Genomic DNA, 23,727 nt, shown 5'->3' with positions numbered 1-23,727 from the left:
TGCACTGTAGCCGCCGATGCTGTTTTAGACCTGGGGTATACCTTAGCGGAAAGTATACTTAAGGCCGACCCCGATGTTGCTGATCTGACTCCTGTTGTTGTAATGTGGTGCATTCACTCCGGTAGTGAAAAGTGGTGTGCGGTAATCTACCGAAAGGGCCAACGGCAGCTTTTTAAATTGGTACTCTACACCAACCGTTCCAAATGCTATGGGGCTGGTATAGGTTTTCCCATCCATGGGGTATTGTATGCTTGTATGACGCAGTACGCCAGCTCCCACGCCTGCATAGGGTCTAAAGCGTTCTGAGAAAGACAACTTTGGTTGCCAAACATAGCTAAGGGAAGCCAGGAAGTCACTTGAGTTAGAAGGTATCATGACATAAGCTTCCAAGGCCGATTGTTCGGTCACAAAGTATTTCGCTGTTATGCCAAGGTCTGTGTAACCTGAGCCTGCTACAGTATAGCGAAGTCCGACAGCTGCCTTATACGGTGCTGAGGCTTGTGGCTTTGCATCGGACATATCCTGCGCCTGAGTAGCCAGGATGGTGCAAGCACCGAATAGAGTAAGCAATGTTTTCCTGATCATAAATAAAGGGTTAATTTTCTGAGCTGTTAAATCTAAAAGTTAAGGATACAGATAGGCATAGGGCTGTACCTAGCGGAAGGTATATTTCAGCCCTATACCTGCATTACTGGATCTGATGAGGTCGACATAGCGAGGCGTTGCACGGCCATAGCGCATAAAGGTCGATCGGTAGTCGAGCGAAATGGCTAAAAGGGATTTTCTTTAAAGAATATTCAAATCCGAAAGAAGCAATGCCTACGGGGTTAGTATAAGAGGCAGGCCCGTCAAAGTGGGCAGGCGACGGGTTATTGGTTTTGAGCAAACCAACGCCTACACCTGCATAAGGCCGTACGCGGTCTGAAGTAGCGAGTTTAGGCTGCCAGATATAGCTGAGTGAGGCCAAAAAGTAGCGAGACTCAGGATTCAGATCGGAATAAGCTTCCAAGGCAGACTGTTTTCCAATAAAATATTTGGCCGTGATGCCTAAATCAGCTCCTTGCGGTCCGGTTGCGTAACGCATACCAACTGCAAGTTTGTAAGGCGCCGACACCTGCGGCTTTACCTGCAACGAGTCCTGTGCCTGTGCTGCACCAGCAAGGCACAGGCTGAAGCATAAAATCAACAGTTTCTTCTTCATGAGCTTTAAGTTTGTTTATATAGAGGAGCCAATATATTCTGAGATGGTTGCAAGGTATAGGCGCTGTTTTTTCTCCTGGGTGATAGCCAATACCTATTGCGTGTAGATTAGAAGGGAGCTTCGCACCCCAGTATTTTGCCGCTTCTGCCTTTTTAAAGACTTGTTTTTGCCGTATATACAAAGGCCTTTCTTAAATTTGTAGAGCAAGTAAGACCAAGCACTATGGAAAATAGATACCTCCGCCGTGGCGTGTCCGCCTCAAAGGAAGACGTACACAACGCCATCAAGAACATCGACAAAGGGCTTTTCCCGAAAGCATTCTGCAAGATCATCCCTGATATCCTCACCGGTGACCCGGAGTACTGTGCTATCATGCACGCCGACGGGGCAGGTACGAAGTCGTCGCTGGCCTACATGTACTGGAAAGAGACTGGTGACCTGAGCGTATGGAAAGGTATAGCGCAAGACGCTGTAGTGATGAACACCGACGATCTGCTGTGCGTGGGCGCTACGGATAACATCCTGCTCTCTTCTACCATCGGCCGCAATAAGAATCTTATACCTGGCGAGGTGATCGGCGCCATCATCAACGGTACCGAAGAAGTACTGCAGATGCTTCGCGACAACGGCATCGGCATTTACAGCACCGGTGGCGAGACAGCCGACGTGGGTGACCTGGTGCGCACCATTATCGTGGACAGCACCGTAACGGCCCGCATGCGCCGCGACGAAGTGATCTCGAACGATAACATACAGTCCGGCGACGTGATCGTGGGCTTTGCCTCCCATGGACAGGCCACTTACGAAGACGAGTACAATGGCGGAATGGGCAGCAACGGCCTCACCTCTGCACGCCACGACGTGTTCCATTCTTACCTTTCGGCCTCTTACCCGGAGAGCTACGACCCCGAACTACCAAAAGACCTGGTGTACTCCGGTAACTACCGCCTGACCGATGTGGAGCCGGAAACAGGTATGGAAGTGGGCAAACTGGTGCTTTCGCCAACGCGCACCTATGCACCTATCGTGAAAGCTATACTAGAGCAGCACCGTCCGCACATACACGGCATGGTGCACTGCAGCGGCGGCGCCCAAACTAAAGTACTGCACTTCACCGACAAGGTACACATCATCAAAGACAACCTCTTCCCGGTACCGCCATTGTTCCGCATCATTCAGGAGCAAAGCCACACCGACTGGAAAGAGATGTACAAGGTCTTCAACATGGGCACCGCCTCGAGATCTACCTGCCGGAGCAATACGCCCAAAGCCTGATTGACATTTCTAAATCATTTGGAGTGGATGCGCAGATTGTAGGCCGTGTAGAAGCCAGTGAGCGCAATGAACTGACAATTAAGAGTGATAAGGGACAGTTTTACTACGAGGTTAGACGTCCGAATAAGCTTTAAAGAGAAACCACAGGTATAGCGCCTGTGGTTTTTTGTTTGTGGTAAGTAGTGTAAGTATTTATCCTATGTTAGAAATATTGTACTGAGGTTTTTTTATTTKKCATATATATATATATATATTGTTTCTATTATATGCAAATGAAACTTCCTTATGAAACMAAAAATTTACACCTTTCTCCAGTGGTGCAGCCCTCTGAACAAATTGCTCTCTTTATTTGTCCTCTTTTTTACGCTAGTTCTTCCTGCACTTGGCCAAGAGTCAAATGTTGAAACCTCAGAATCTAAGTCCTTTATAGGCGCAGGCTTGAGTACTACTGGATATTATTTGATTGGAAAGCCAAAATATGAGTCCATATCAGGTGTGACGCCATTCTTAACCATCCATTATGGATATACTTTAAGCAAGAGAGCCACCATACAAGCTGGCTTAGGGTATGGTGCGAATGAATCATCACATTATACTACAAGGTATGTTTCGGCCGATGAAATTTACGATGTGCATAAAACACAGGATATTAAAGCAATCGTTGTTCCCATTACCTTAAAATTCACACCTTTTAATCCTTACAGAAAGCTACAACTTTATGCCAATGCAACCCTTGCTCCAACTATTGGTCACATCAAAGCAAGTGCTACTGAGAGTAGGGAGGGGAGTTCTTTGGAGCTTTATAATGAAGAAGCATCCGCGTTTAATGTGGTAGCAACAGGTGGGCTAACATTAAATTACAAAATGACTTCTCGGCTTGATGGTTTTGTTGATGGCATGCTATTTTATAAGAACCTCCATAGTAGAGGGGCCTTGCATAATCTAAAGCCTATGTCAGTAGGTATAGGGCTGAACTATAAACTGAAGTAACATCACTTGCTAAAAATAAAGAACCACAGGTATAGCGCCTGTGGTTCTTTATTTTTAGAGGGTTGAAACGTTCGACGTATCTTCTGATATTTTATAATAAAATTTTAGATGGTTATAATTCGTTCAAAATATAGTTATATATTAAGGATGCAATTCTTGTGCTATACCTATATGAAAACATACTTAACCCTACTATTGCCTTTGTCGTGTTGTTTTTCAGCTTTCGCGCAGCAAGAACCTTCGTACATTGAGAAAGGAAAATTCACGATAGGGCTTAACCTGCAGACAGTCTCCTACCACATCTATTACAAAGAAGGCAAAACGCAAGGATCTGTCCGGTCAGGTTATTTCACCCCCATTTCTATAAATAGTGGATACCAACTTTCTGACAGAGCAAGCCTAAGGTTTGGTATCGGATTAGGTGGCGATAGGGATAAGCTGACGGAGCAAATACAGGATGTCGAGTACAAGCATAACTCCAAAACTGTTGCCCTGGTAAGCTCGCTTTCCTTGTACCATACCTTTCTTAACCTTTACAAGAAACTGCCGATCTATGGTACTGTCTCGGTTGTGCCGGCCTATGGCTTCACCAGTCTGCAGACGACTCATAACGGAGCAAATGGCACCGATTCGCATACTGCTAAAGAAGGTGGTCTTAATGTGTTCGCCATGGCGGGAGCGGGCTTTAACTACCAGATCAGCAACAGGCTATACGGGAATATGTCTTACTTCTTTTACAAGAAGAACCTGTCTGGCATGAACTCCTCACATTATGATTGGGACCAAGGGTATGGCTTGAGGAGTATTACCAAGTCATTTGAGATGGGTGTAAACTATAAGCTTGGTATGGAAAGATAATTAACTCCTGATGAAAACACACTTCACTTTATTAGCGGTCTACCTGATCCTTTACTTCCCGGCCGTAGCCAGTGAAGGGGACACAGCCAATGTGCGCGAAAGCAAATTGTACGCAGGCATAGGTTTAACCACCATCACCTACCACATTTATTACAAGAATCCTACAGTACAGTATGGTTCGACCGGCTACTTCACGCCTGTTTTTCTGAATGTGGGTTATAAGGCGAGCAGTACGGTAAGGCTGCAAAGTGGTATAGCTTATGGAGGCAGTAAAAGTGAGATGTATTGGTCGCTTAATCATCGTGACGACGATACCTTGCAGATTCGAGAAAATACACGTACCCGTGTGCTGGCGGTGCCTGTTACCATACAGGTAGATTTATTCAGGCGCCACACCCGGATACCTTTCTATGGTACAGTTTCCGCCATAACGGCCTTTGGGAGAACAAATGGGAGTGTAACTGAGATCCTGCATGGCGTGCCAACGACAGAACACCAGCAGGACACAGGTATAAACATTTTCCTGATGGCCGGTTTAGGAGTCAACTACAAAATTAGCAAACGCTTCAGCGGCTACACCGAGCTGTTCTTGTTTAAAAGAAACCTGATTGGCGACAACTCCTTTGATTATGACTGGGACGCTTATTCTCCCTGGGGCCGCCGGCTTTTCAAATCATTTGCTTTTGGGGTAAACTATCAGTTGTAGCTGAGGCAGGTTCCTAATAAAAACCACAGGTATAGCACTATTATACCTATACCTGTAATCAAAGCATCCCCCGCAGACAAACCCTACCCCACTTTAGTTCCACAAACTGGCACAATAATTGGCTTGGCTGAAGTATGAGCTAAAACCTATACTGCCATGAAAAAGCTTCTACTTCCGCTTCTGTTTGTGCTGTTGGCGCTGCCGGCTTTCGCACAACCCACTGTCGTGACTTTTACCACCCACCGGGGCGAGCCTTTCCAGATGGCGCTGGATGGACGCCTGATCAACCGCTCGGCCTCTAACTTTGTGCGCATCACGCACCTGCGGCCCGGAAACCATTATGTGGAGTTTCGGATCAGAGGCCGCCATGGCATTTACAGGACAGGTATAAATGTGCTGGCCCGTGCTGGCTTCGAAACGAATTATGCCGTGCGGGTATCCGGTAGAAAGGTGAGTCTGCGCGTGATCAGCGAAATACCTTTGGGTCCGCCGCCAGTGGTAGTAGTGCCGCCGCCGCGCTACCCCGACAGGTATGAGCCCGTGCCCCCACGTTACGAGCCCGCACCACCACGCTACGAAGAGCCTGCCAACGCCTGCCGCAACCTCTTAGATCGATACGACGTGGACCGCCTCATTGACGCCATGAAAGGCCGTGACTTCGAGAGCACCCGCCTCACCATCGCCCGCGAGGCCGTGCGTAACGGCAGCATCCTGTCAGAGGACCTGCGCAATGTGCTGTTAGCTTTTGAGTTTGAGAGCACCCGTCTGGAGTTTGCTAAGTTCGCCTATGATAATGTGTGCGACAAAGAGCGTTTCTACTATATCTACGACATCTTCAAGTTCGATCACCACGTGCGGGAACTGGAGGAGTATACCAGCCGGAGAAGGTGAAGCAAGTTTAGGAGTTAGCGATTTTAAGAGTTAGAGAGTTTAAAGTTTATGCGTGTTGTGAGAGCAGTGTGGGCAATGCCTGCGCTGCTCTTTTTCTGTTAAGGTACAGCTAGGGCAAAACAAGTGACACACTTACTGAATGTATAGCAGAGATTCTTAACTTGAGGACAAACGAAAACGCGAGTTTGCGAGCGAAGCTTTCAGAGGGGTTTTCATAATGGCAGGTATAGCCAAAGCCAGATTAGCTTTTGAGCTGCTGTGGCAGATAACCGAAGTGCTTCTTGAAAGCCGATGTGAAGTGCGCAGCATATTTATACCCCAGCATAGTCGCAATATCCCCAATCTTAAGATCGCCTTGCAAGATCAGCTGCTTCGCCTGCTCCATTCTATAGTCATTCAGGTAACCGAATACAGTAGTGCCAAACACCTGCTTGAAGTGCTTTTTGAGGTAATACTCGTTAGTGCCCACCAAGTGCGCCAGCTCTACCAGCGAGTGTGGGTTCTCCAGGTTCTGTAGCAGGATGTCGCGGGCATGGTACATCTTTTCTACATCCGCGTCCTTCATTTTCAATTGTACCGGAGTAGTGCCCACCTGATCACACTGCTCCAATTGCAGCATCAGGAGTTCTACAACTTTCGCTTCTAAAAACATGCGTTTATAGTGGCCAGCATAAGGGCAGTTGATCAATTCATAAAGCAGTGTTCTTACTCTGGGAGTAATAGAGAGATTGGTCTGGCAGAGTTTTCCGGGGCTGAGGGCTGTGAGGCATTCGCGCAGCTGAAGTGCGGCAGGTGAACTGTCTTTGAGGTAACGCAGCAGGAATACTTTGGAGAGGTTAATAATAATGACCTCTAGCTCCTCTTCCGGTGCTATCTTTTTCTGCACAGACCTGTCACCGAAGTAAAGCAGGTTGTGCTGCTGATGATCAAAGCGGGCAAAGATCCTGTTGTCGTTCAGGGAAGTAACGGCACAGCGGCAGCGCAGCGAAAAGTGCATCTGTACAAAGTCCTGGCAGTTTTGATAGGTGAGTACCTTTATACCTTTCAGCTCGCATTGGGTGTAGCCGAAATAGATATCCTCAAAGTAAAATTCACGAAGCTGGCCGTTCCCTTCGCAACAGCTTCTATTAGAGAAAGCCTGCTCCTTTTCTATCAGAGTATCATCGGCACCACTAAATAGGGCATGATAGTAAGCCGCGTGCTCAGGTCCGGAAGTGCTTAAATCTTGCTCCATAATTTTCCCTTATATGATATAAGAATTCCCCCACTTGTAAGCGAAAGTGCTCGGGAGGTTATACTTTTGCGCAAGTTAAGTTTATTTAGACTATTTCTAAATAGTAAAAAACAAAATATTACGGCTGAACCGGAGGAAAGGAAGAGATCTTTCGCAGAGCCTGTATCAAAACGTTAACCTCAGCACAATAAGACATGTTAAAAAAATTACTGCTATGTATGCTCTTGCTAGTGACCACCATGGGAGCCAATGCCCAGGAGCTTCAGGTACTCGGGCAGGTAGTAGAACAAACCACAGGCACTGCGCTGCCAGGCGTGACAGTACGCGTGAAAGACACAAACCAAGCTACGACGACGAATAGCGATGGCGAGTTTAAACTGAAGGCCGCTGAAGGGCAGGTGCTTGTGTTCTCATACATTGGCTTTGCTTCCCGCGAATTGCCTGTAGATGGAGACGCGGGTTCTATGCAGGTACAGCTGCAGTCTGGTAACACCCAGTTATCAGAAGTGGTAGTAACAGGCGCATTAGGAATAAAGCGACCTGCCCGTGAACTGGGTACGGCCAGTGCGCAAGTCAACACAGCCGAGCTGAACCAGGGCAAAGTGGTGAACCCAATTCTTGGCTTGGCCAGTAAGGTGTCGGGCTTGCGCATCAACATGTTTGACAGCAAGGTGGACCCGGATGTGCAGGTAAACCTACGCGGTATACGCTCCCACACGGGCAATAACGCACCGCTTTATGTTGTAGACGGTGTACCTATACCTGATATCAACCGCCTGAATCCGAATGATATCGAGAGCATCAACGTGCTGAAGGGTGCAAACGCAGCAGCCGTTTACGGTTCTGATGGGGTGAATGGTGTATTGATGATCACCACCAAGAAGGGGCGGGCAGGCATACAACGCATAAATTTCTCCAATACCACCACTTTTGAGAAGATCTCCCGCCTGCCGGAGCAGCAGACAGAGTTCGGGCAAGGGCTGAATGGGGTATACGACCCGCTCCAGTACCAGTCTTGGGGACCTCGTTTCGATGGAGAGATGCGCCCGGTAGGGCCCGCGCTGCCAGATGGTAGCCAGTGGGAACTGCCCTACAGCGCTAACCCCGACGGCAGAAAGGCTTTTTTCAATACCGGCATTACCACTCAAAACGACCTGTCCTTCTCAGGTGGCGACGACAAATCAACTTACTATTTCTCGCTGCAGGATGTACTGGTTAAAGGCATCATTGAAGGAGACAAGAATAGACGCTCAGGCGCCCGTTTCAACGGCTCCCGTTCCTTTGGCAAGCTGAGCACCAGCTACAATGTAAACTATGTGTTCAACAAAAGCGACGTGACACAGAGTGAGCCGTGGTCTACGGTATACCGTCTGCCGGCCAGCCTTCCTTTTGCCGACCTGCAGGACTGGGAAAACAACCTGTTCGTGAATCCGAACTACTGGTTCAGCACCAACCAGCCTAATCCGTTCTTCAATGCCGCCAACCAGCGCACAGTGAATGAGCAGCAGACCCTGACCGGTAACATAGAGCTCAACTACGAGATTGCTCCCTGGATCAACGCCATCTACCGTTTGGGCCTTTATAACCGCAACAACGACATCCGCACCACAGTGGGCAAGTTTACTTACACCACCCCGGGCCGCACAAACATACCGGGCAGCGTGAACGACGCTTCCCAGACGTTCAGAAGAATCAATAGCGATTTCATTCTTGACATGCACAAAGACTTCGGCAAGTTCAGTACCCGCTTGCTGTTGGGCAACAACGTACGCACCGATGATAGCAAAGCCGTTAACCTGAGCGCCTCGGCGCTGGTAGTGCCTGGCCTGTTTAACCAGGACAATCGATTAGGGCAGCTTGGTGGCAAGTCCAGCATCAGCCAGAGAAGGCAAGTGGCAGGCTTTGGGGAGTTTACCGCCGGCTACAATAACTACCTGTTCCTGACCTTGACTGGTCGCCAGGAAGCCGTGTCCGTGCTGAGCCCTGAAAACCGCAGCTATTTCTACCCGGGTGTGAGTTCTTCATTTGTGTTCAGCGATGCGATCGCTCCGCTTCGAAACAACAGCACGCTATCCTACGGCAAGGTATACGCCTCTTATAACAAGACCGGCAACGTAGTAGTAGACCCTTACCAGCTGCAGAACGTGTACAGCCAAACCAACGGCTTCCCATACGCAAACCTGCCGGGCTTCAGCCTGGGCACCTCTGATGCCAACCCGAACCTGAAGCCGGAATTTGTGACCTCCTTTGAAGTAGGTACGCAGCTGAGCTTTTTCCAGAACCGTCTCAACCTGGAGGCAGCCTATGTAGATGCCAGGACCACAGACGGTACCATTCTGGCTGATATCTCTGCCGGATCGGGCTTTACTTCGGCCTGGGTGAATGCCTTCAAAGCGAGCAACAAGATCATCGAACTCAACCTGAACGGGGATGTGATCCAGCGGGGTGAACTCGTATGGAATGTGGGCGCTAACCTGACGCACATCCAGAGCAAGGTGGAGGAGATCTACGGCGGCATTGACCAGCTGTTCCACTTCCGCCAGAACTACCTGATCGTGGGCAAGCCTTACAACAGCTACCTCTTCACAGACTACAAGCGCGACCCGCAAGGCAGGATCATTGTAGACCCGAGCACTGGCAACCCGGTAAGTGGCTCAGAGCTATACTATGGCGGTACCGGTACGCCGCCTTACCAGATCGGCCTCAACACCACCCTGCAATACAAAGGTCTGCAGCTGGGGGCGCAGTTTGACTGGCGCATGGGCGCCGTGGTATACACCGAGGCAGCAGCCCGCATGATCTCAGACGGTACCAGTCCGTTGACAACGCAGTATGGCCGTGAGCCCTTCGTGATCCCGAACTCCGTGATTGAGACTTCTCCGGGTGTGTTCACTCCAAACACCGAGATCCAGACCAAAGGCGACCGCAACTACTGGGCGAACCACTATGCTACGGTGCAGTCGAACTATGCTGTGAGTGCGGATTTCTTCAAAATGCGAGAGTTGAGCCTGAGCTATACCTTGCCAAGCGGCTGGCTCGATGGTCAGAACCTGGTCAAAGAAGCGACCATCGGTTTTGTAGGGCGCAACCTGTTCTCTATCTGGGCAAAAGACAACATCTACAACGATCCGGAATTTGTGTACGCTGGCGGAAGCAGCGAGGGCTACATGAGCTGGAGACATCTTCCTCCTGCCAGATCATTCGGTTTCAATGTAAATGTGACATTCTAAATAACATCATTCTTTATACTTAGAGATATGAAAAAAATATTATCCTTCCTCCTGATAGCATTGGCAGGCACTGCATTTACCGCCTGCGACAGCTTCCTGGATACGAACGTGAACCCGAACGCACCGGTCGATGTGCCGGTAGAGCAGAAACTACCTAATGCGCTTGTGAAGACCGTGAACCTGGAGACAGGTGCCCTGAACCAGTTGGGCGCGGTGTGGGTAGGCTACTGGGCTAAAGCCACGGATGGCCCAGTCAATACATCGCTGTTCAGACTGGAAGAGACCTATGGTGTAGAGGCCATGTCGTTTGACCGCGACGGTCGTCCTATCTGGGAGGACAGCTACACTACGCTGGTGAACTACAAAGACATCGAAAACAGTGCCGCGGCCACCGGCGACCTGGCCTATGTAGGTATAGCCAAGATCATGCAGGGCTGGCATTTCATGCGCCTGGTAGACCTCTATAATAACGTGCCTTTCTCGGACGCACTGCAGGGCAGCACCAACGTAACGCCTAAATACGAAGACGGGCAGCAGGTATACGAGGGCGCCATCAACCTGATCACAGCAGGTATACAGGATATAAAAGCAGCAACGGCTTTGTCTAAAAAGCCGGTAACCGACGACGTGATCTTCAAAGGCAACCTGGCACTCTGGGTGAAGTTTGCCAATACAATCAAGCTAAGAGCCCTTCTGCGTCAGTCTGAGGCTGGAAGAGAAAGTTACATCAACAGCGAGCTGGCTAAGATAGAGCAGGAGGGAAGTGGTTTCCTGGGAGCTGGCGAAAGTGCTATGGTGAACCCTGGCTACCAGATCACGGCAGGTATGCAGAACCCTTTCTGGGACGCTACTACCGAAACCAGGCCGGAGCGCTTACCACCGGTTATAATACCCTGCGCCCTACGGCTTACCTGGTGCAGCAGTACAAAGAGCGCAACGACCCGCGTCTGCCGAAACTCTATCGCAGCGTAGCAGGCGATTATGTTGGCGTACCCCTGGGCGCAACAAGTGCCGACTTCACCATGGCCAAAACCTCAGCCCTGCTAGGTCCGAACGAAAACGGCAACCAGCCGGCTGCACTGCTGAAGAGTGCTCAACAGCCATCGGTGCTGCTGTCTTCCTTTGAGAGCTTGTTCCTGCAGGCTGAAGCTGCCGAGAGAGGCTGGCTAACCGGTGCGCAGATGCTTTATGAAGAGGCCATCAAAGAGTCTTTCAGGTATATGCAGGTGCCTGCCACCGAATTTACTGCTTACAATGCGCAGCCATCTGTTAACTTTGCTTTAGCGCCTGATAAAATAGAGCGCATCATAGAACAGAAGTGGTTGGCGCTGAACAGCATCAGCAGCATCGAAGCCTGGAACGACTTCAGGAGACTGAACTACCTGAGCAGGTTGCCGCAATCGCTGCAAAGTCCGTCAGCCGACCCGGATTTCAGGCCGCGACGACTGACATACCGCCAGTCGGAGGTATACACGAACAGTGACGAAGTGGCCAAGCAAGGTGCGATAGACCCTTTCCGCTCGAGAGTATTTTGGAATAAGTAAAATAGATAGTAATATAATCAGTTCCCATGCCTCCTTCGCTCAAGAAGCGGAGGAGGTTTTTAGCTAATCTCTCATCATGAAAAAAAATCAGCAAAAGTCAACCTGGCAGAAAGTGCGCAGCCTGTTCAACGACCTCCACCTGTGGATGGGTATAGCAAGCGGTATTATTCTATTTGTAGTCTGCCTGAGCGGCACGATCTATACCTTCAGCACCGAGATACAGGAGATGCTGGAGCCCGATAAATTTACCGTGCAGGTCGAGGAAGGCGCAACACCCCTGGCAGCTGAGACGATCATGGCAAAAGTAGCAGCCGAAACAGGCGGTCAGGTAAGTGCCATCACCATACCTGCCGATGCCAGTCGCAGCTATACCTTGAATGTGAAGAAAGCCGAGCAGAAAGAAGGCGAGGGACGAGGCGGAGATGGTAAAAAACGTGGCGGTGAAGGCAAAGGTGCTGAAAAAGGCGGTGGCGAAAAAGCTGCTGAAGGCAAGAAGGGACCAGAAGGCGCTGTGGCAAAAGGCGGTCCTGCCGGCGGTGGTCCTGGTGGCAAAGGTGGTCCCGGTGGTGGCCGCGACCGTGGCACCAACTACCTGGTAAATCCATACACCGGCGCAGTACTGGGCACTACTGACGGACCTGCCTCAGAGTTTTTCATGTCGATGTTCCGCCTGCACCGCTGGTTGTTGCTTGACACCGAAGTTGGTCGTCCGATCGTAGGCTGGGCAACGGTTATCTTCACCCTGATCATCATAAGTGGGCTTGTAATCTGGTTCCCGCAGAAAGTGAAGAACTGGAGACAGGGCCTCAAGATCAAGTGGAGTGGCAACTGGAAGCGCATCAACCACGACCTGCACAACTCGCTTGGTTTCTACTCTTCGTTCCTGCTGCTGATCATGTCGCTCACAGGCCTTACCTGGTCCTTTGAGTGGTATAAGGAGGGCTTCTTTAAAGTGCTGGGCGTTACGCCACAGAAAGACCGCAAAGAAGAGCCGCTCTTTTCAAAAGTGCCAGCTGACCTATCGCAGACCGCTACACTAACCATTGCAGACTATGTAAAGTCAGCCGATCAGGTGCTGCCTTACGAGGGCGACTATCGCATTTCGCTGTCAACGGACTCGGCCGCTACTGTTTCCATCAACAAAAACAAAGTAGGTTTCTTCGCTCCGGCGGCATCAGACAGATTGCAGCTTGACCAGTACAGCGGTGAGGTGCTGAAGGCGGATATCTTTGCTGACAAAGCTTTTAACGAAAAGATCACTTCGTCCATCAAGCCGCTGCACGTGGGCAATGTGTACGGCACCTTCTCGAAGATACTATACTTTATCGCTTGCCTTGTCGCTACCAGTTTACCGGTAACCGGCACGATCATCTGGATCAACAAACTGCGCAAGAAGTCGAAGAAGGGCTCTATACCTGTGGCGAAAAGAGCTACTGCTTGATGACGTTAGCTTTGGAACAAATTCTCTGTCATTTCGAATGCAGTGAGAAATCTGCTACCTCTGACAAGGATGCACCAGGTTTCTCACTGCGTTCGAAATGACATGCGTGACACTAAAACAAAAAAGGCTTCTCCGGTTAGGGGAAGCCTTTTTTATTACGGGTTGCTATACCTTAGCGCAATCTGTCTACAGAGCGAACCAGGTCCTCGTCTTTCTTAATGAAGCGGTTAGCCAGGGCATTGAGCAGCAGCGCCAGCACCGGCATATAGAAGCCCGCTTCGTATGCACCTTCGTTTCCGGAAACCATAACATTCCCTACGTAGTTGGCATAGTAGAACGACGTACCGAACAGTGCCACCAATACCAATGTATTGATCAGACCGAACTTCATCTGGGTGATGCGGCTCTTGTACTGGAAGATCTCATAAAGCGCCACACCTGCGGCAATGATGGCCAATATTCCAATGGCAATTGTGCTGGTGCCTGTTTGCGCACCGGCTTGCACGGCCTCACCTTGCTCGTTTACAGTCTGGAAAGACAGGTTCCAGGCAGTCAGTACAACTTCTTCACCAGACACGGCATCAACTTTGGACCAGAGCGGCAAAAACAACAAAGACACCATCGCGATCACGATCAGGGCCAGAAATACGGTTTGAATTCTTTGTATCATAAAGGGGTTAATTTAACTTGCAAAGAGATGCAAAATTAGACAAAGACCTGTAAAACAAAAATTGATGAGCACAGCTTATATAATTGATATAGTCAGAACACCCGTTGGCAAGTTTACCGGAGCACTCAGTAGCGTGCGCCCCGATGATATGGCTGCCTTTATTCTGAAGGAATTAATGGCCCGCAATCCGCAGGTAGACCCGAGCCTGATTGAGGACGTGGTACTGGGGGCTGCCAACCAAGCTGGTGAAGACAACCGCAACGTGGCCCGCATGGCGCTTCTGTTAGCCGGACTACCGCACGAGATTGGCGGCGTAACGGTTAACCGACTGTGTGCTTCAGGTTTGCAGTCTATTATCGATGCAGGTCGGGCCATTACCTGCGGCGACGGTGATGTATACCTGGCTGGCGGCGTGGAGAGCATGACGCGTGCGCCTTTCGTGATGGCCAAAGCTGAAACTGCTTTTGCCCGAACTCCTGAGATTTATGACACTACGATTGGCTGGCGCTTTGTGAACAACACGCTTTCGTCGATGCACTATCCGCATACCATGGGCGAAACGGCCGAAAATGTGGCCGAGCGCTACGGTGTTTCACGTGAAGCACAGGATGAGTTTGCCCATAGTTCGCAGCTTAAGTACAAGGCCGCAGCTGAAGCCGGCAAGTTCAAAGACGAGATCATACCTATACCTGTACCGCAGCGCAAAGGCGACCCGATTATCTTCGACACCGACGAGCACCCACGCCTTTCTTCTGTTGAAAAACTAGGCACACTGGGCGCGGCTTTCAAGAAAGGCGGCACCGTAACGGCAGGAAATGCCTCTGGTATAAATGACGGCGCAGCAGCCTCCATTATCGTGAGTGAGGAAATCGTGAAGCGCTTCAACTTAAAACCAATGGCACGCATTTTGTCGGCGGCCGTGGCAGGCGTGGAGCCGGCGTACATGGGCATGGGCCCTGTGCCGGCTACTCTGAAAGCTCTGAAACGTGCAGGTCTCACCATCAATGACATCGGCTTAGCCGAGATAAACGAGGCTTTTGCGGCACAGGCTATACCTTGCGTGCAGGAGCTCGGCATCAATCCGGACATCGTGAACGTGAACGGCGGCTCCATCGCCATCGGTCACCCGCTTGGGGCCAGTGGTACTCGTATCTCGGCTACTTTGCTGCACGAGATGAAGCGCCGCGACAACGTGCGCTATGGTTTGGCCACGATGTGTGTGGGCGTAGGCCAGGGCGCGGCTATCATTTACGAAAAGCTTTAAAAAAACAATATACCTGATAGCCTTGCTAATCTATTGGTGCTTAGTAAGGTATAGCAAATTAACAATTGTGTAAGCCGATAGCCCGCATATTAAGCAAAGCAGCTGGAACGGTTAACCACTATTAAAGGTTGTAATCTACACGCATGACGTGCGATTAGACACTGACCGAAAAATTATGAAAAACACCTTTATTGGGGTGAACCTGATTCCTCAAAATGATGAGGAGAGATTACAGAAGCTGCAAGAGTTTGATATATTGAATACACCTCCAGAGGGTGCTTTCAATCACATAGCGGCGATGGCTGCCCGCATGTTTAATGTACCCATTGCCCTCGTTGCGTTGGTTGACTCAGAGCGCGTATGGTTTAAAGCCAATGTAGGTATGGAAGGCGTCGAGAATGTGAGTCGGGGCATCAGCTTATGTTCACTTGCCATTCTAAACGATGGTCCTACTGTATTTCCGGATGCCGTAAATGAACCTTGCTTGTTGGCAAATCCCTTGGTAACAGGCAATTTCGGTCTTCGCTTTTATGCGGGAGCTCCGTTGAGGACAGCCGAGGGGTATAATCTGGGTACGCTTTGCATCGTGGATAAACAGCCGCGCGAGTTTTCGGAAGCCGACCAGAAAGTGCTTAGTCAGCTGGCGGCCATTGTGATGGATGAAATAGAACTGCGCTACCTCCGTAAAAAGGTAGTGGAAGACCCTGTAGCTTAATTTAATTTATTCCGAACATTTTAAACCCGCAGACCTCCAAAGGCCTGCGGGTTTATTTTTTTATCTTTGTCGTATGCGCTACTTCTTAGAAATCGCCTACGACGGCACCCGTTTTCATGGCTGGCAGACTCAGCCCAACGCCCTTTCGGTGCAGGAGGTGCTCGAAGATTGCCTGAGCAAAGTACTGCGGCAGCCTATCAGTACGACAGGCAGTGGCCGCACCGACACAGGCGTGCATGCGAGTCAGCAGTTCGCGCACTTTGATGTGGCGCAGGAGCTGAACCCTGAGCACATGGTCTACCGCTTCAATCGCCTGTTGCCCGATGATATTGTAGCGAAGAACCTATACCTGGTCACCGACGAGGCCCATGCCCGCTTCGACGCTTTTGAACGGACTTATCACTATCACATCACCTTAGCCAAGAACCCATTTACACGATACTACGCCACCTACCTGCCGCGTTCTGTGGATGTGGAGCAGATGAATGAAGCGGCCACTGTTTTGCTTCGTTACGAGGATTTTACGACCTTTAGCAAAGTGAAAGGCGATACTAAGCACTACCGCTGTAACATTTACGAGGCCGTGTGGCGCCAGCAAGGCGACGAGCTTGTCTTCACGATCCGGGCCAACCGCTTCTTGCGGGGCATGGTGCGGCTGGTGGTAGGCACGTTGCTGGATGTAGGTCGCGGCAAGCTTACAGTGACGGATTTTGAGCGTATCGTGGCTGGTCAGGACCGCAGCAAGGCCAGCGGGGCAGCACCCTCAGAGGGGCTATACCTGGCCAAGGTGACGTATCCGGAGCATATATTCAAGACATCACCCAAAACAAACCCTTTATAGCATGCAATTACCAGAAGACCAAAACGGTCCCCATCTAAACGGCAAGCACCTGCGCCCCGAAAGTTTAATGATGAGCTACGGGTACAACCCAGAGTGGTCAGAAATGGCCGTGAAGGCGCCGATTTATCAGACGTCTACTTTCGTTTTCAAGAACGCGGAGGAGGGCAAGGCATTTTTTGAACTAGCATATGGCCTGCGTGAGAAGCACGCCGAAGAGCAGCTTGGCCTGATCTACAGCCGCCTCAACAACCCCGACCTTGAAATACTCGAAAACCGCCTCCGCTTCTGGGACGGCGCTGAAGAAGCTGCCGTGTTCGCCAGCGGCATGGCCGCCATCAGCACCACGCTTTTAGCCCTGCTCAAGCCGGGCGACCTGATTTTGCACAGCGAGCCTATATACGGCGGTTCTGATTACTACATCAAAAACATTCTGCCGAAGTTCGGCGTGAAAAGTATGGGTTTCCGTGCTAACACTCCGATTGAAGAGGTAGAGCAAATGCTGGAGGAGTCAGGTATGGCCGACAAACTGGCGATGGTTTACATTGAAACACCAGCCAACCCAACCAACCACCTGGTCGATATTGAGGCATGTGCTGCTATGGCCAAGAAGCACTCAACTGCCGACAAGAAAGTGGTCGTTGCCGTGGACAACACATTCCTGGGCCCGGTGTTCTCGCATCCGCTTAAGCACGGCGCCGACCTCGTGTTATACTCTGCCACCAAATACATCGGCGGCCACTCCGACCTGATCGCGGGTGCCTGCGCCGGCCCTGCCGACCTGATGAAGCAAGTAAAAGGCATGCGTACGTTCATGGGTTCCATGGCTAGCCCGTGGACCGGCTGGATGCTGATGCGAAGCCTCGAGACGCTGAAAATCCGCATGGAGTGCCAGGCTCGTGGCGCCGAAGTAGTAGCTTCATACCTGCAAGAGCACCCGAAAGTAGATAAGATTTACTTCCTGGGCTACCTGAAGGACAATCCGCAGCAACAGGCCATTTATGACAAGCAGTGCAAAGCGGCGGGTTCCATGATTTCGTTCGACATCAAAGGCGGCGAGAAAGAAGCTTTCACGTTCCTGAACAACCTGAAGCTGATCAAGTTGGCTGTGAGCCTCGGCGGTACTGAGTCGCTGGCTGAGCACCCTGCTTCCATGACGCACTCTGATATCTGTCTGGCCGACCGCGCCGTAATGGGTATTGGCGAGGGCATGATTCGTATCTCAGTAGGTGTGGAGCACCCGGAGGATATTATCTCTGACATTGCGCAGGCGCTCGAGAAAGTAGCAATACCTGTGGAAGCGGAGGTATAGGTATAAGCCCCCACCCAAGCCCTCCCCTGAAAACAGGGGAGGGCTTTTTTATGCCTTTTAGGTCATTGTTGTTTTGACAATGGTGCCTGATAAATCCCGAAAATCCTGATGCAAAAACCATTAACTTTGCAGGCGGTTAGCATGTAGTACTCGTAGGGATATAGCTGGAGAACAGGGGAGCGTTGTTTGGTGTACCGGGCTGATATGTGATTTATTCCATAGCTTCCGTGCGACAAGGAGAGGTTAGGGGTGGTAGGATACGGTATTTGAGAAAATCCCAAAAATCCTCCTCAAATAACAGAAACAGAAAAACAAACTTGGAAGATAAACCACAAAATACAGGCAAGGTATTCGATGCGGACGTCATAAAGCGGCTCTTCACCTTTGTGAAGCCCTACCTGAAGACGTTCTACTTCATCGTGTTCCTGACCTTCGCTTCGGCCATATTGGCTGCGGTGCGTCCTTTCCTGATCCAGTATACCGTCGACAACGAGATTCTGCAGAACGACTGGGAGGGCCTGAACAAGATGTTTGTGATTTTGGCCGTGCTCTTAGTAGGGCACGCTATTGTGCAGTACCTCCATACCTATTTCGCGGGTTGGCTGGGGCAGCATGTCGTGCGCGACATCCGGGTGCAACTCTACCGCCACATCCTTAACCTGCGACTTAAGTTCTTCGACCGCACACCCATTGGTACGCTCGTAACCCGCAACGTGTCCGACGTGGAAACGCTCTCTGATGTTTTCAGTGAAGGCCTGGCAGCCATGATTGGCGATATCCTGCAGCTGGTCTTCATTCTCGGTTTCATGTTCTACATCGATTGGGAGTTGGCATTAGTCAGTTTGTCCACGTTCCCGATTATGCTCGTGAGTACCTATATTTTCAAGGAGAAGATAAAAGACACCTTTCAGGATGTGCGGACGGCCGTAGCGCGGCTCAACTCTTTTGTACAGGAGCACATCACGGGTATGAGCATCGTGCAGATCTTCAACAACGAGAAGCGCGAGATGGAGAAGTTCAAGGAGATCAACAAGGAGCATACCCGTGCCAACGTACGCTCTGTGCTTTACTACTCGGTTTACTTCCCGGTGGCGGAGATTATTGGTGCGGCAGGTCTTGGTTTGCTGGTGTGGTACGGTGCCCACGGCGTGATTGACAATGATGTGTCGCTGGGTACGCTGATGGCCTTTATTCTCTACATACAGATGTTCTTCCGGCCGATTCGCATGATTGCTGACCGCTTCAATACCCTGCAGCTTGGCGTGGTAAGTACCGAGCGTCTCATGCGCCTGCTCGACAGCAAAGAGATGATTCCGGATAATGGCAGCTACGCACCGGAGAAGATCAAGGGTAACGTGAATTTCAAGGACGTTTGGTTTGCCTACAAGGACGAGGACTGGGTACTGCGTAATATCTCATTGGATGTGAAAGCGGGCGAATCAGTAGCTTTTGTAGGTGCTACGGGTGCGGGAAAGACGTCGGTTATCAACTTGCTCAACCGCTTCTACGAGATCAACAGTGGCCAGATTCTGATTGACGGGCACGATATCAAAGAATATAACCTGGATGTCTTGCGCCATCACATAGGCGTGGTGCTGCAGGATGTATTCCTGTTCTCAGGCACCATCGCCGACAATATCAGCCTGGGTAACAAAGCTATCACCGAAGAGCAGATGTGGCACGCCGCCGATCTGGTGGGCGCCCGTAAGTTCATTGAGCGACTGCCGGGTGGGCTGCACTATCAGGTAATGGAACGTGGGGCTACCTTATCAGTAGGCCAGCGCCAACTCATTTCCTTTGTACGGGCCATGGTCTATAATCCGGAGATTATCATTCTGGACGAAGCCACTTCCAGCGTCGACTCTGAAACTGAAGAACTGATTCAGTACGCCATCGACCAGCTCATGCATGGGCGTACGTCCATCGTCATCGCTCACCGCCTGTCTACTATCCAAAAGGCGGACAAGATAATCGTGATGGACCGGGGCGAGATAAAAGAAATGGGGAACCACGAGGAACTGCTGCGCCACGAGGGTTACTATGCCCAACTCTACCACATGCAGTATAAAAACATGATCGATCTATGAACAAGAAATTCTTGTTAGTAATGGCGGTGCTAGCCGTTATTGTGGGGGCTTTTTACGCCTATTTAGGAGGTTTCAGCTCAGCACAAGTGACCGAAGTTAGCTCGGAGCAGCTCTACATGGCAGGCCGTTCTTTCAAAGGCTCAGTAAACGACAATGCAATCAATGACGCTTTCAGGAGAGCTGCCGAGGTACTTGACAAAAAAGAGCTGGAAGGTATGCTGGGCAACATCTACTACAACAACCCGGAAGGTCGGGCTGATAGTGTGGATGCGTTTATTGGAGTGGTTATACCTGACAGCTCGGTACAGTTGCCAGCTGATTACGAACTGCGGGTAGTACCGGGTGGCCGCCGTGCCTGCGCGGTGAAGTAAACGCCCATTACATGCTTTCACCTAACAAACTCTACGAAGCCATTTTTAACTACGCCGAAGAGAAGAGTCTGGAACTGGAGACCTTCTACGTAGAGTGGTTTCCGGAGGACCACCAAGGTATAGTGGAGGTCCCTGTAAAGGAGTAGCTTGCAAGTATAGATTATCTCTATATCTTTGGTGATAGGGGAGTGGCTATGCCTTTCCCCGTGGAACGATAGCAGCAAAACAAATTGGGCAAAAAGGCAGAGGCAAAAAAGGAGCTGATACTAGAGGCAGCCAAGTCAGTGTTTGGCAGGCTGGGATACAGCAAAGCCACGCTGGACGATATTGCCCATGCCATCGGGCTCAAGAAACCGACACTCTATTACTACTACAAGAGCAAGGAAGTCCTTTTCATCGAGGCTTTTTCGCAGGAGTGGAAGGATAGTCTGTACCGTATCAAGAAAATAGCCGAACAGGAAAAAGATCCGCGTGAACGCCTGTTACGCTACATCCGCTCCTCGTTGCGTTATTATCAGGAGATCGTAACACAACACACCATCTCCATTAAGGTGCTCATCGAGACCCGCACCATGTTTCAGGAGCTTTTCAGGGAATCACGGGCCAAAGAGTCAAACTTTTACGCCACGGTCATCAAAGAAGGTATAGCCAGCGGTACTTTCATAGAATGCGAAGCCGATCGGGTCGCTTATTCTATCATGGTGGTCAAAGACCTGATTCAGTTTGAAGAATTCCAGCGGGCTCAGTTTCACAACCTGCCCTCCATTGATTTTGAGAAGATAGAGCGGGAAGTGCTGTACACTGTCAATCTGATTCTGGAAGGTATACGGGTGAAGGTATAAGAGTCAGGAGATAAAAGCTATTAAAGTAATAATGCCCCAACTTAAGCAAGTATCTTAGGTTGGGGCATTGTTGTAGCAGCCCTGTCAGGGCTTAAAAGTTCCGTGAGAAGGAGTGGTGGGTTTGGGTAGCCGGCTTCCCCGAAATGTGGGGGCTACTCCTGCGGGTGATTGGCTTTGTATTCTTCCAACTTGGCCTTCAATGCGTCCACATCGGCGTGATGACCTTTGGCTACTTCAGCTGCATCGAGTTCGATGAGCATGTTTTGCATTTGTTTCAGGTAGGCAGCTTTGTCTTTTTTGAGGCACCCTTTGTGATTGTCTTTGCAGGCGCCATTCTCGTCCATGGGCTTGAACATACTGCCCTCACCATAAATAAGCCACTGCGTGTTCAGGTCATGAAAGTTCTTTACAATGCCCACTAGTTCATCGAGCATGTAGTTTTTGCCACAAAGGATGTTCGAAAGTACCTCTTCGCTGCTGCCCGTCATCTCGAGAAGCTGTGGCATTTCGAGTTCTTTGATGCTGGTGTAAAAACGGAACCTTTTACCGATTTGCTGTATGTCAATAGCCATAGATAGAGATTTATGAGGTCATATAAACTTGCTATACGTACCTATAACAGTTTCTGTATCAAAAAATTCCCCAGGTTATTGACGATTGTGCGGTAAGGCATTGGTTTTCAGTTGCAAACCGAGCTGATAGTCTAAAGCTACTGAGAGTCCTCCGCTTGTAGTTGGCGCTCATACAACACCTTATACAAGCCCTGTTGCTGTATCAATTCTTCGTGTGTACCGTGCTGCACAATCTCCCCGTCTTCCAGTACCAGAATCTTATCCGCGAGCTTTACGGATGATACCCGATGCGAAATGATAATCGAAGTACGGTTAGCCATGATACGACGCAGGCTGTTAAGGATGGCGTTTTCCGTTTTGGTGTCCACAGCCGAAAGCGAGTCGTCGAGGATCAGGATACTTGGCTCCCGCACCAGCGCACGTGCTATCGAGACACGCTGCTTCTGACCGCCCGAAAGGGTAATTCCCCGTTCACCCAGTTTGGTGTCAAACTGCTCCGGGAAGCGCATGATGTTTTCGTACACATCGGCGTCCTTAGCCGACTGCACCATCTGCTCCTCCGTGATGCTCGGCAAACCGAAGCCGATGTTGTTGCGGATGGAGTCGGAGAAGAGGAACACGTCCTGCGGCACGTAGCCGATCTGGCTGCGCAGGCTCTCCAGGTTGTAATCGCGCACATCGATGCCGTCGATCAGGATGCGGCCGCCCGTTACGTCGTACATGCGCGGCAGGAGGTTGGCGATCGTGCTTTTGCCCGAGCCGGTGTTGCCGATTACGGCGAGGGTTTCGCCATGCTTGATGTCAAACGACACGTTTTTCAGGGCATGTATACCGGTATCAGGGTATACAAAGTCAACGTTCTCAAAAACGATATCGCCCTCGATCGGCTTCCGGATATTCTCGCGCGACACAATATCATTTTTCGTATTCAGAAACTCATTAATACGAGCCTGCGATGCGGCGGCTCGCTGCACCAGGCTGGCCGTCCAGCCCAAGGAGGTAACAGGCCAGGTGAGCATGTTCACGTATATGATAAACTCGGCAATGTTACCTGTGGTAATGCTGCCATTCATCACTTCCTGACCGCCGATGTATACTGTAATGATCGTACTGAGACCCACCAAAAACAGCACCAGCGGGAAGAAAAGCGAGTTTACAAAGTTCAGTTCCAGGGACTTATCTTTGTAGTTGTTGCTGGCTTTGGTGAAATTGTTATGCGAGTCGTCCTCCCGCACAAAGGATTTGAGCACTCGTATACCTGAGAAAGCCTCCTGCACAAAAGTAGTTATACCTGAGAGGCTGCGCTGTATCTCGTCGGACTTACGCTCGATGATGTTGTTGACATAATAAATGCTGATGGCCAGAACAGGCAGCGGAATCAAGGTATAGAGCGTGAGCTTCACGTTTACCGACAGCATGTACGGAATCACCATCAGGAAAAGGATGACCAGGTTGATGCCGTACATAATCGCCGGCCCGAGGTACATGCGTACCCGGCTCACGTCTTCGGAGATGCGCGACATCAGGTCGCCGGTGTTGTTTTTGCGGTAGAAACTCAGGGGCAGGCTCTGGTAGTGCTCGTAAATTTCGTTTTTGAGGTCGTTCTCAATCAGGCGACTCATCACAATGATTGTCTGCCGCACAAAAAACAGAAAAAGCCCCCTTAGCAAAGCCATCACCAGGATG

General features: G+C 50.3%; 22 protein-coding genes and 1 pseudogene. 17 read left to right on the top strand and 6 right to left on the bottom strand.

Features of this window, described 5'->3' with window-relative positions:
- Window positions 1-42: 42 nt before the first annotated feature.
- Entirely contained in the window at window positions 43-585 is a 543-nt protein-coding gene (locus O71_RS02895; RefSeq protein ID WP_007653034.1) for an outer membrane beta-barrel protein, read from the bottom strand.
- 103 nt (window positions 586-688) lie between these two features.
- Window positions 689-1,201, bottom strand: coding sequence for a hypothetical protein (locus O71_RS02890; protein WP_007653033.1), 513 nt, complete (start codon window positions 1,199-1,201; stop codon window positions 689-691).
- A 222-nt stretch (window positions 1,202-1,423) separates the two neighbouring features.
- Here O71_RS02890 and O71_RS02885 point away from each other — a divergent pair.
- The 5 genes and pseudogenes from O71_RS02885 (at window position 1,424) to O71_RS02865 (ending at window position 5,921) form a co-directional block, all read left to right on the top strand.
- Window positions 1,424-2,610, top strand: a pseudogene (locus tag O71_RS02885) (AIR synthase related protein).
- Window positions 2,611-2,761: 151 nt separating this feature from the next.
- Window positions 2,762-3,466, top strand: coding sequence for an outer membrane beta-barrel protein (locus tag O71_RS02880; protein WP_007653031.1), 705 nt, complete (start codon window positions 2,762-2,764; stop codon window positions 3,464-3,466).
- Between the two features lie 171 nt (window positions 3,467-3,637).
- Window positions 3,638-4,324 (top strand): outer membrane beta-barrel protein, encoded by a 687-nt coding sequence (locus O71_RS02875; RefSeq protein WP_007653030.1) that lies wholly within the window; start codon window positions 3,638-3,640, stop codon window positions 4,322-4,324.
- Window positions 4,325-4,334: 10 nt separating this feature from the next.
- Window positions 4,335-5,030 carry a hypothetical protein gene (locus O71_RS02870; RefSeq protein ID WP_007653028.1) on the top strand — a complete coding sequence of 232 codons (696 nt, stop codon included), beginning with the start codon at window positions 4,335-4,337 and terminating at the stop codon, window positions 5,028-5,030.
- 156 nt (window positions 5,031-5,186) lie between these two features.
- Complete coding sequence (locus O71_RS02865) at window positions 5,187-5,921, top strand: DUF4476 domain-containing protein (protein ID WP_007653025.1); 735 nt, start codon at window positions 5,187-5,189, stop codon at window positions 5,919-5,921.
- A gap of 241 nt (window positions 5,922-6,162) precedes the next feature.
- Here the strand turns inward: O71_RS02865 and O71_RS21325 are convergent, their stop codons facing one another.
- The gene (locus O71_RS21325) at window positions 6,163-7,155 is read right to left on the bottom strand and encodes an AraC family transcriptional regulator (protein WP_007653023.1); all 993 of its coding nucleotides are present in this window, start codon (window positions 7,153-7,155) and stop codon (window positions 6,163-6,165) included.
- Window positions 7,156-7,373: 218 nt separating this feature from the next.
- Here O71_RS21325 and O71_RS02855 point away from each other — a divergent pair, with 218 nt between their 5' ends.
- From O71_RS02855 to O71_RS02845, 4 genes are all read left to right on the top strand, one after another.
- Window positions 7,374-10,385 (top strand): SusC/RagA family TonB-linked outer membrane protein, encoded by a 3,012-nt coding sequence (locus O71_RS02855; RefSeq protein WP_007653022.1) that lies wholly within the window; start codon window positions 7,374-7,376, stop codon window positions 10,383-10,385.
- A 27-nt stretch (window positions 10,386-10,412) separates the two neighbouring features.
- Window positions 10,413-11,357, top strand: coding sequence for a SusD/RagB family nutrient-binding outer membrane lipoprotein (locus tag O71_RS26265; RefSeq protein ID WP_051017681.1), 945 nt, complete (start codon window positions 10,413-10,415; stop codon window positions 11,355-11,357).
- Window positions 11,279-11,929, top strand: coding sequence for a SusD/RagB family nutrient-binding outer membrane lipoprotein (locus O71_RS26260; protein WP_369750862.1), 651 nt, complete (start codon window positions 11,279-11,281; stop codon window positions 11,927-11,929). Before O71_RS26265 ends, O71_RS26260 begins: the two co-directional genes overlap by 79 nt.
- 76 nt (window positions 11,930-12,005) lie before the next feature.
- Entirely contained in the window at window positions 12,006-13,370 is a 1,365-nt protein-coding gene (locus O71_RS02845) for a PepSY domain-containing protein (protein ID WP_007653020.1), read from the top strand.
- Between the two features lie 172 nt (window positions 13,371-13,542).
- Here the strand turns inward: O71_RS02845 and O71_RS02840 are convergent, their stop codons facing one another.
- Entirely contained in the window at window positions 13,543-14,040 is a 498-nt protein-coding gene (locus tag O71_RS02840) for a DUF4293 domain-containing protein (RefSeq protein WP_007653019.1), read from the bottom strand.
- Between the two features lie 64 nt (window positions 14,041-14,104).
- Here O71_RS02840 and O71_RS02835 point away from each other — a divergent pair, with 64 nt between their 5' ends.
- The 8 genes from O71_RS02835 (at window position 14,105) to O71_RS02805 (ending at window position 21,469) form a co-directional block, all read left to right on the top strand.
- A complete protein-coding gene (locus O71_RS02835; protein ID WP_007653018.1) occupies window positions 14,105-15,304 on the top strand; it encodes an acetyl-CoA C-acyltransferase in 1,200 nt (399 codons plus the stop codon).
- A 175-nt stretch (window positions 15,305-15,479) separates the two neighbouring features.
- Window positions 15,480-16,019, top strand: coding sequence for a GAF domain-containing protein (locus O71_RS02830; RefSeq protein ID WP_007653017.1), 540 nt, complete (start codon window positions 15,480-15,482; stop codon window positions 16,017-16,019).
- 73 nt (window positions 16,020-16,092) lie between these two features.
- Complete coding sequence (truA, locus tag O71_RS02825; RefSeq protein ID WP_007653016.1) at window positions 16,093-16,860, top strand: tRNA pseudouridine(38-40) synthase TruA; 768 nt, start codon at window positions 16,093-16,095, stop codon at window positions 16,858-16,860.
- 1 nt (window position 16,861) lies between these two features.
- On the top strand, window positions 16,862-18,169 hold the full coding sequence (locus O71_RS02820; RefSeq protein ID WP_040573481.1) for a cystathionine gamma-synthase family protein: 1,308 nt from the start codon (window positions 16,862-16,864) through the stop codon (window positions 18,167-18,169).
- A 317-nt stretch (window positions 18,170-18,486) separates the two neighbouring features.
- Complete coding sequence (locus tag O71_RS02815; protein WP_007653013.1) at window positions 18,487-20,256, top strand: ABC transporter ATP-binding protein; 1,770 nt, start codon at window positions 18,487-18,489, stop codon at window positions 20,254-20,256.
- Complete coding sequence (locus O71_RS02810) at window positions 20,253-20,627, top strand: GyrI-like domain-containing protein (protein WP_007653011.1); 375 nt, start codon at window positions 20,253-20,255, stop codon at window positions 20,625-20,627. The genes O71_RS02815 and O71_RS02810 overlap by 4 nt, the downstream gene beginning before the upstream one ends.
- Before the next feature lie 11 nt (window positions 20,628-20,638).
- Window positions 20,639-20,773: a hypothetical protein gene (locus O71_RS26255; protein ID WP_255345331.1), complete on the top strand. Its 135-nt coding sequence runs from the start codon at window positions 20,639-20,641 to the stop codon at window positions 20,771-20,773.
- Between the two features lie 84 nt (window positions 20,774-20,857).
- Complete coding sequence (locus tag O71_RS02805) at window positions 20,858-21,469, top strand: TetR/AcrR family transcriptional regulator (RefSeq protein WP_007653009.1); 612 nt, start codon at window positions 20,858-20,860, stop codon at window positions 21,467-21,469.
- 152 nt (window positions 21,470-21,621) lie between these two features.
- On the opposite strand, the gene O71_RS02800 is transcribed toward O71_RS02805, so the two are convergent.
- Window positions 21,622-22,041 (bottom strand): hypothetical protein, encoded by a 420-nt coding sequence (locus tag O71_RS02800; protein ID WP_007653007.1) that lies wholly within the window; start codon window positions 22,039-22,041, stop codon window positions 21,622-21,624.
- A 137-nt stretch (window positions 22,042-22,178) separates the two neighbouring features.
- The coding region (locus O71_RS02795) for an ABC transporter ATP-binding protein (RefSeq protein ID WP_007653005.1) at window positions 22,179-23,727 on the bottom strand (1,549 nt) is incomplete at its 5' end.

Origin of the sequence: Pontibacter sp. BAB1700, from assembly GCF_000277005.1 — a bacterium.
Lineage (GTDB): Bacteria > Bacteroidota > Bacteroidia > Cytophagales > Hymenobacteraceae > Pontibacter > Pontibacter lucknowensis.
This window is presented reverse-complemented; position numbering and strand designations above follow the sequence as displayed.

What these genes read in the sequence shown, in the direction of transcription:
- O71_RS02895 (WP_007653034.1), bottom strand. Translation starts at nt 585, where the DNA reads ATGATCAGGAAAACATTGCTTACTCTATTCGGTGCTTGCACCATCCTG.
- O71_RS02835 (WP_007653018.1), top strand. Translation starts at nt 14,105, where the DNA reads ATGAGCACAGCTTATATAATTGATATAGTCAGAACACCCGTTGGCAAG.
- O71_RS02800 (WP_007653007.1), bottom strand. Translation starts at nt 22,041, where the DNA reads ATGGCTATTGACATACAGCAAATCGGTAAAAGGTTCCGTTTTTACACC.
- O71_RS02890 (WP_007653033.1), bottom strand. Translation starts at nt 1,201, where the DNA reads ATGAAGAAGAAACTGTTGATTTTATGCTTCAGCCTGTGCCTTGCTGGT.
- O71_RS02875 (WP_007653030.1), top strand. Translation starts at nt 3,638, where the DNA reads ATGAAAACATACTTAACCCTACTATTGCCTTTGTCGTGTTGTTTTTCA.
- O71_RS02855 (WP_007653022.1), top strand. Translation starts at nt 7,374, where the DNA reads ATGCTCTTGCTAGTGACCACCATGGGAGCCAATGCCCAGGAGCTTCAG.
- O71_RS02820 (WP_040573481.1), top strand. Translation starts at nt 16,862, where the DNA reads ATGCAATTACCAGAAGACCAAAACGGTCCCCATCTAAACGGCAAGCAC.
- O71_RS02810 (WP_007653011.1), top strand. Translation starts at nt 20,253, where the DNA reads ATGAACAAGAAATTCTTGTTAGTAATGGCGGTGCTAGCCGTTATTGTG.
- O71_RS02865 (WP_007653025.1), top strand. Translation starts at nt 5,187, where the DNA reads ATGAAAAAGCTTCTACTTCCGCTTCTGTTTGTGCTGTTGGCGCTGCCG.
- O71_RS02840 (WP_007653019.1), bottom strand. Translation starts at nt 14,040, where the DNA reads ATGATACAAAGAATTCAAACCGTATTTCTGGCCCTGATCGTGATCGCG.
- truA (WP_007653016.1), top strand. Translation starts at nt 16,093, where the DNA reads ATGCGCTACTTCTTAGAAATCGCCTACGACGGCACCCGTTTTCATGGC.
- O71_RS26255 (WP_255345331.1), top strand. Translation starts at nt 20,639, where the DNA reads ATGCTTTCACCTAACAAACTCTACGAAGCCATTTTTAACTACGCCGAA.
- O71_RS26265 (WP_051017681.1), top strand. Translation starts at nt 10,413, where the DNA reads ATGAAAAAAATATTATCCTTCCTCCTGATAGCATTGGCAGGCACTGCA.
- O71_RS02830 (WP_007653017.1), top strand. Translation starts at nt 15,480, where the DNA reads ATGAAAAACACCTTTATTGGGGTGAACCTGATTCCTCAAAATGATGAG.
- O71_RS02870 (WP_007653028.1), top strand. Translation starts at nt 4,335, where the DNA reads ATGAAAACACACTTCACTTTATTAGCGGTCTACCTGATCCTTTACTTC.
- O71_RS21325 (WP_007653023.1), bottom strand. Translation starts at nt 7,155, where the DNA reads ATGGAGCAAGATTTAAGCACTTCCGGACCTGAGCACGCGGCTTACTAT.
- O71_RS02845 (WP_007653020.1), top strand. Translation starts at nt 12,006, where the DNA reads ATGAAAAAAAATCAGCAAAAGTCAACCTGGCAGAAAGTGCGCAGCCTG.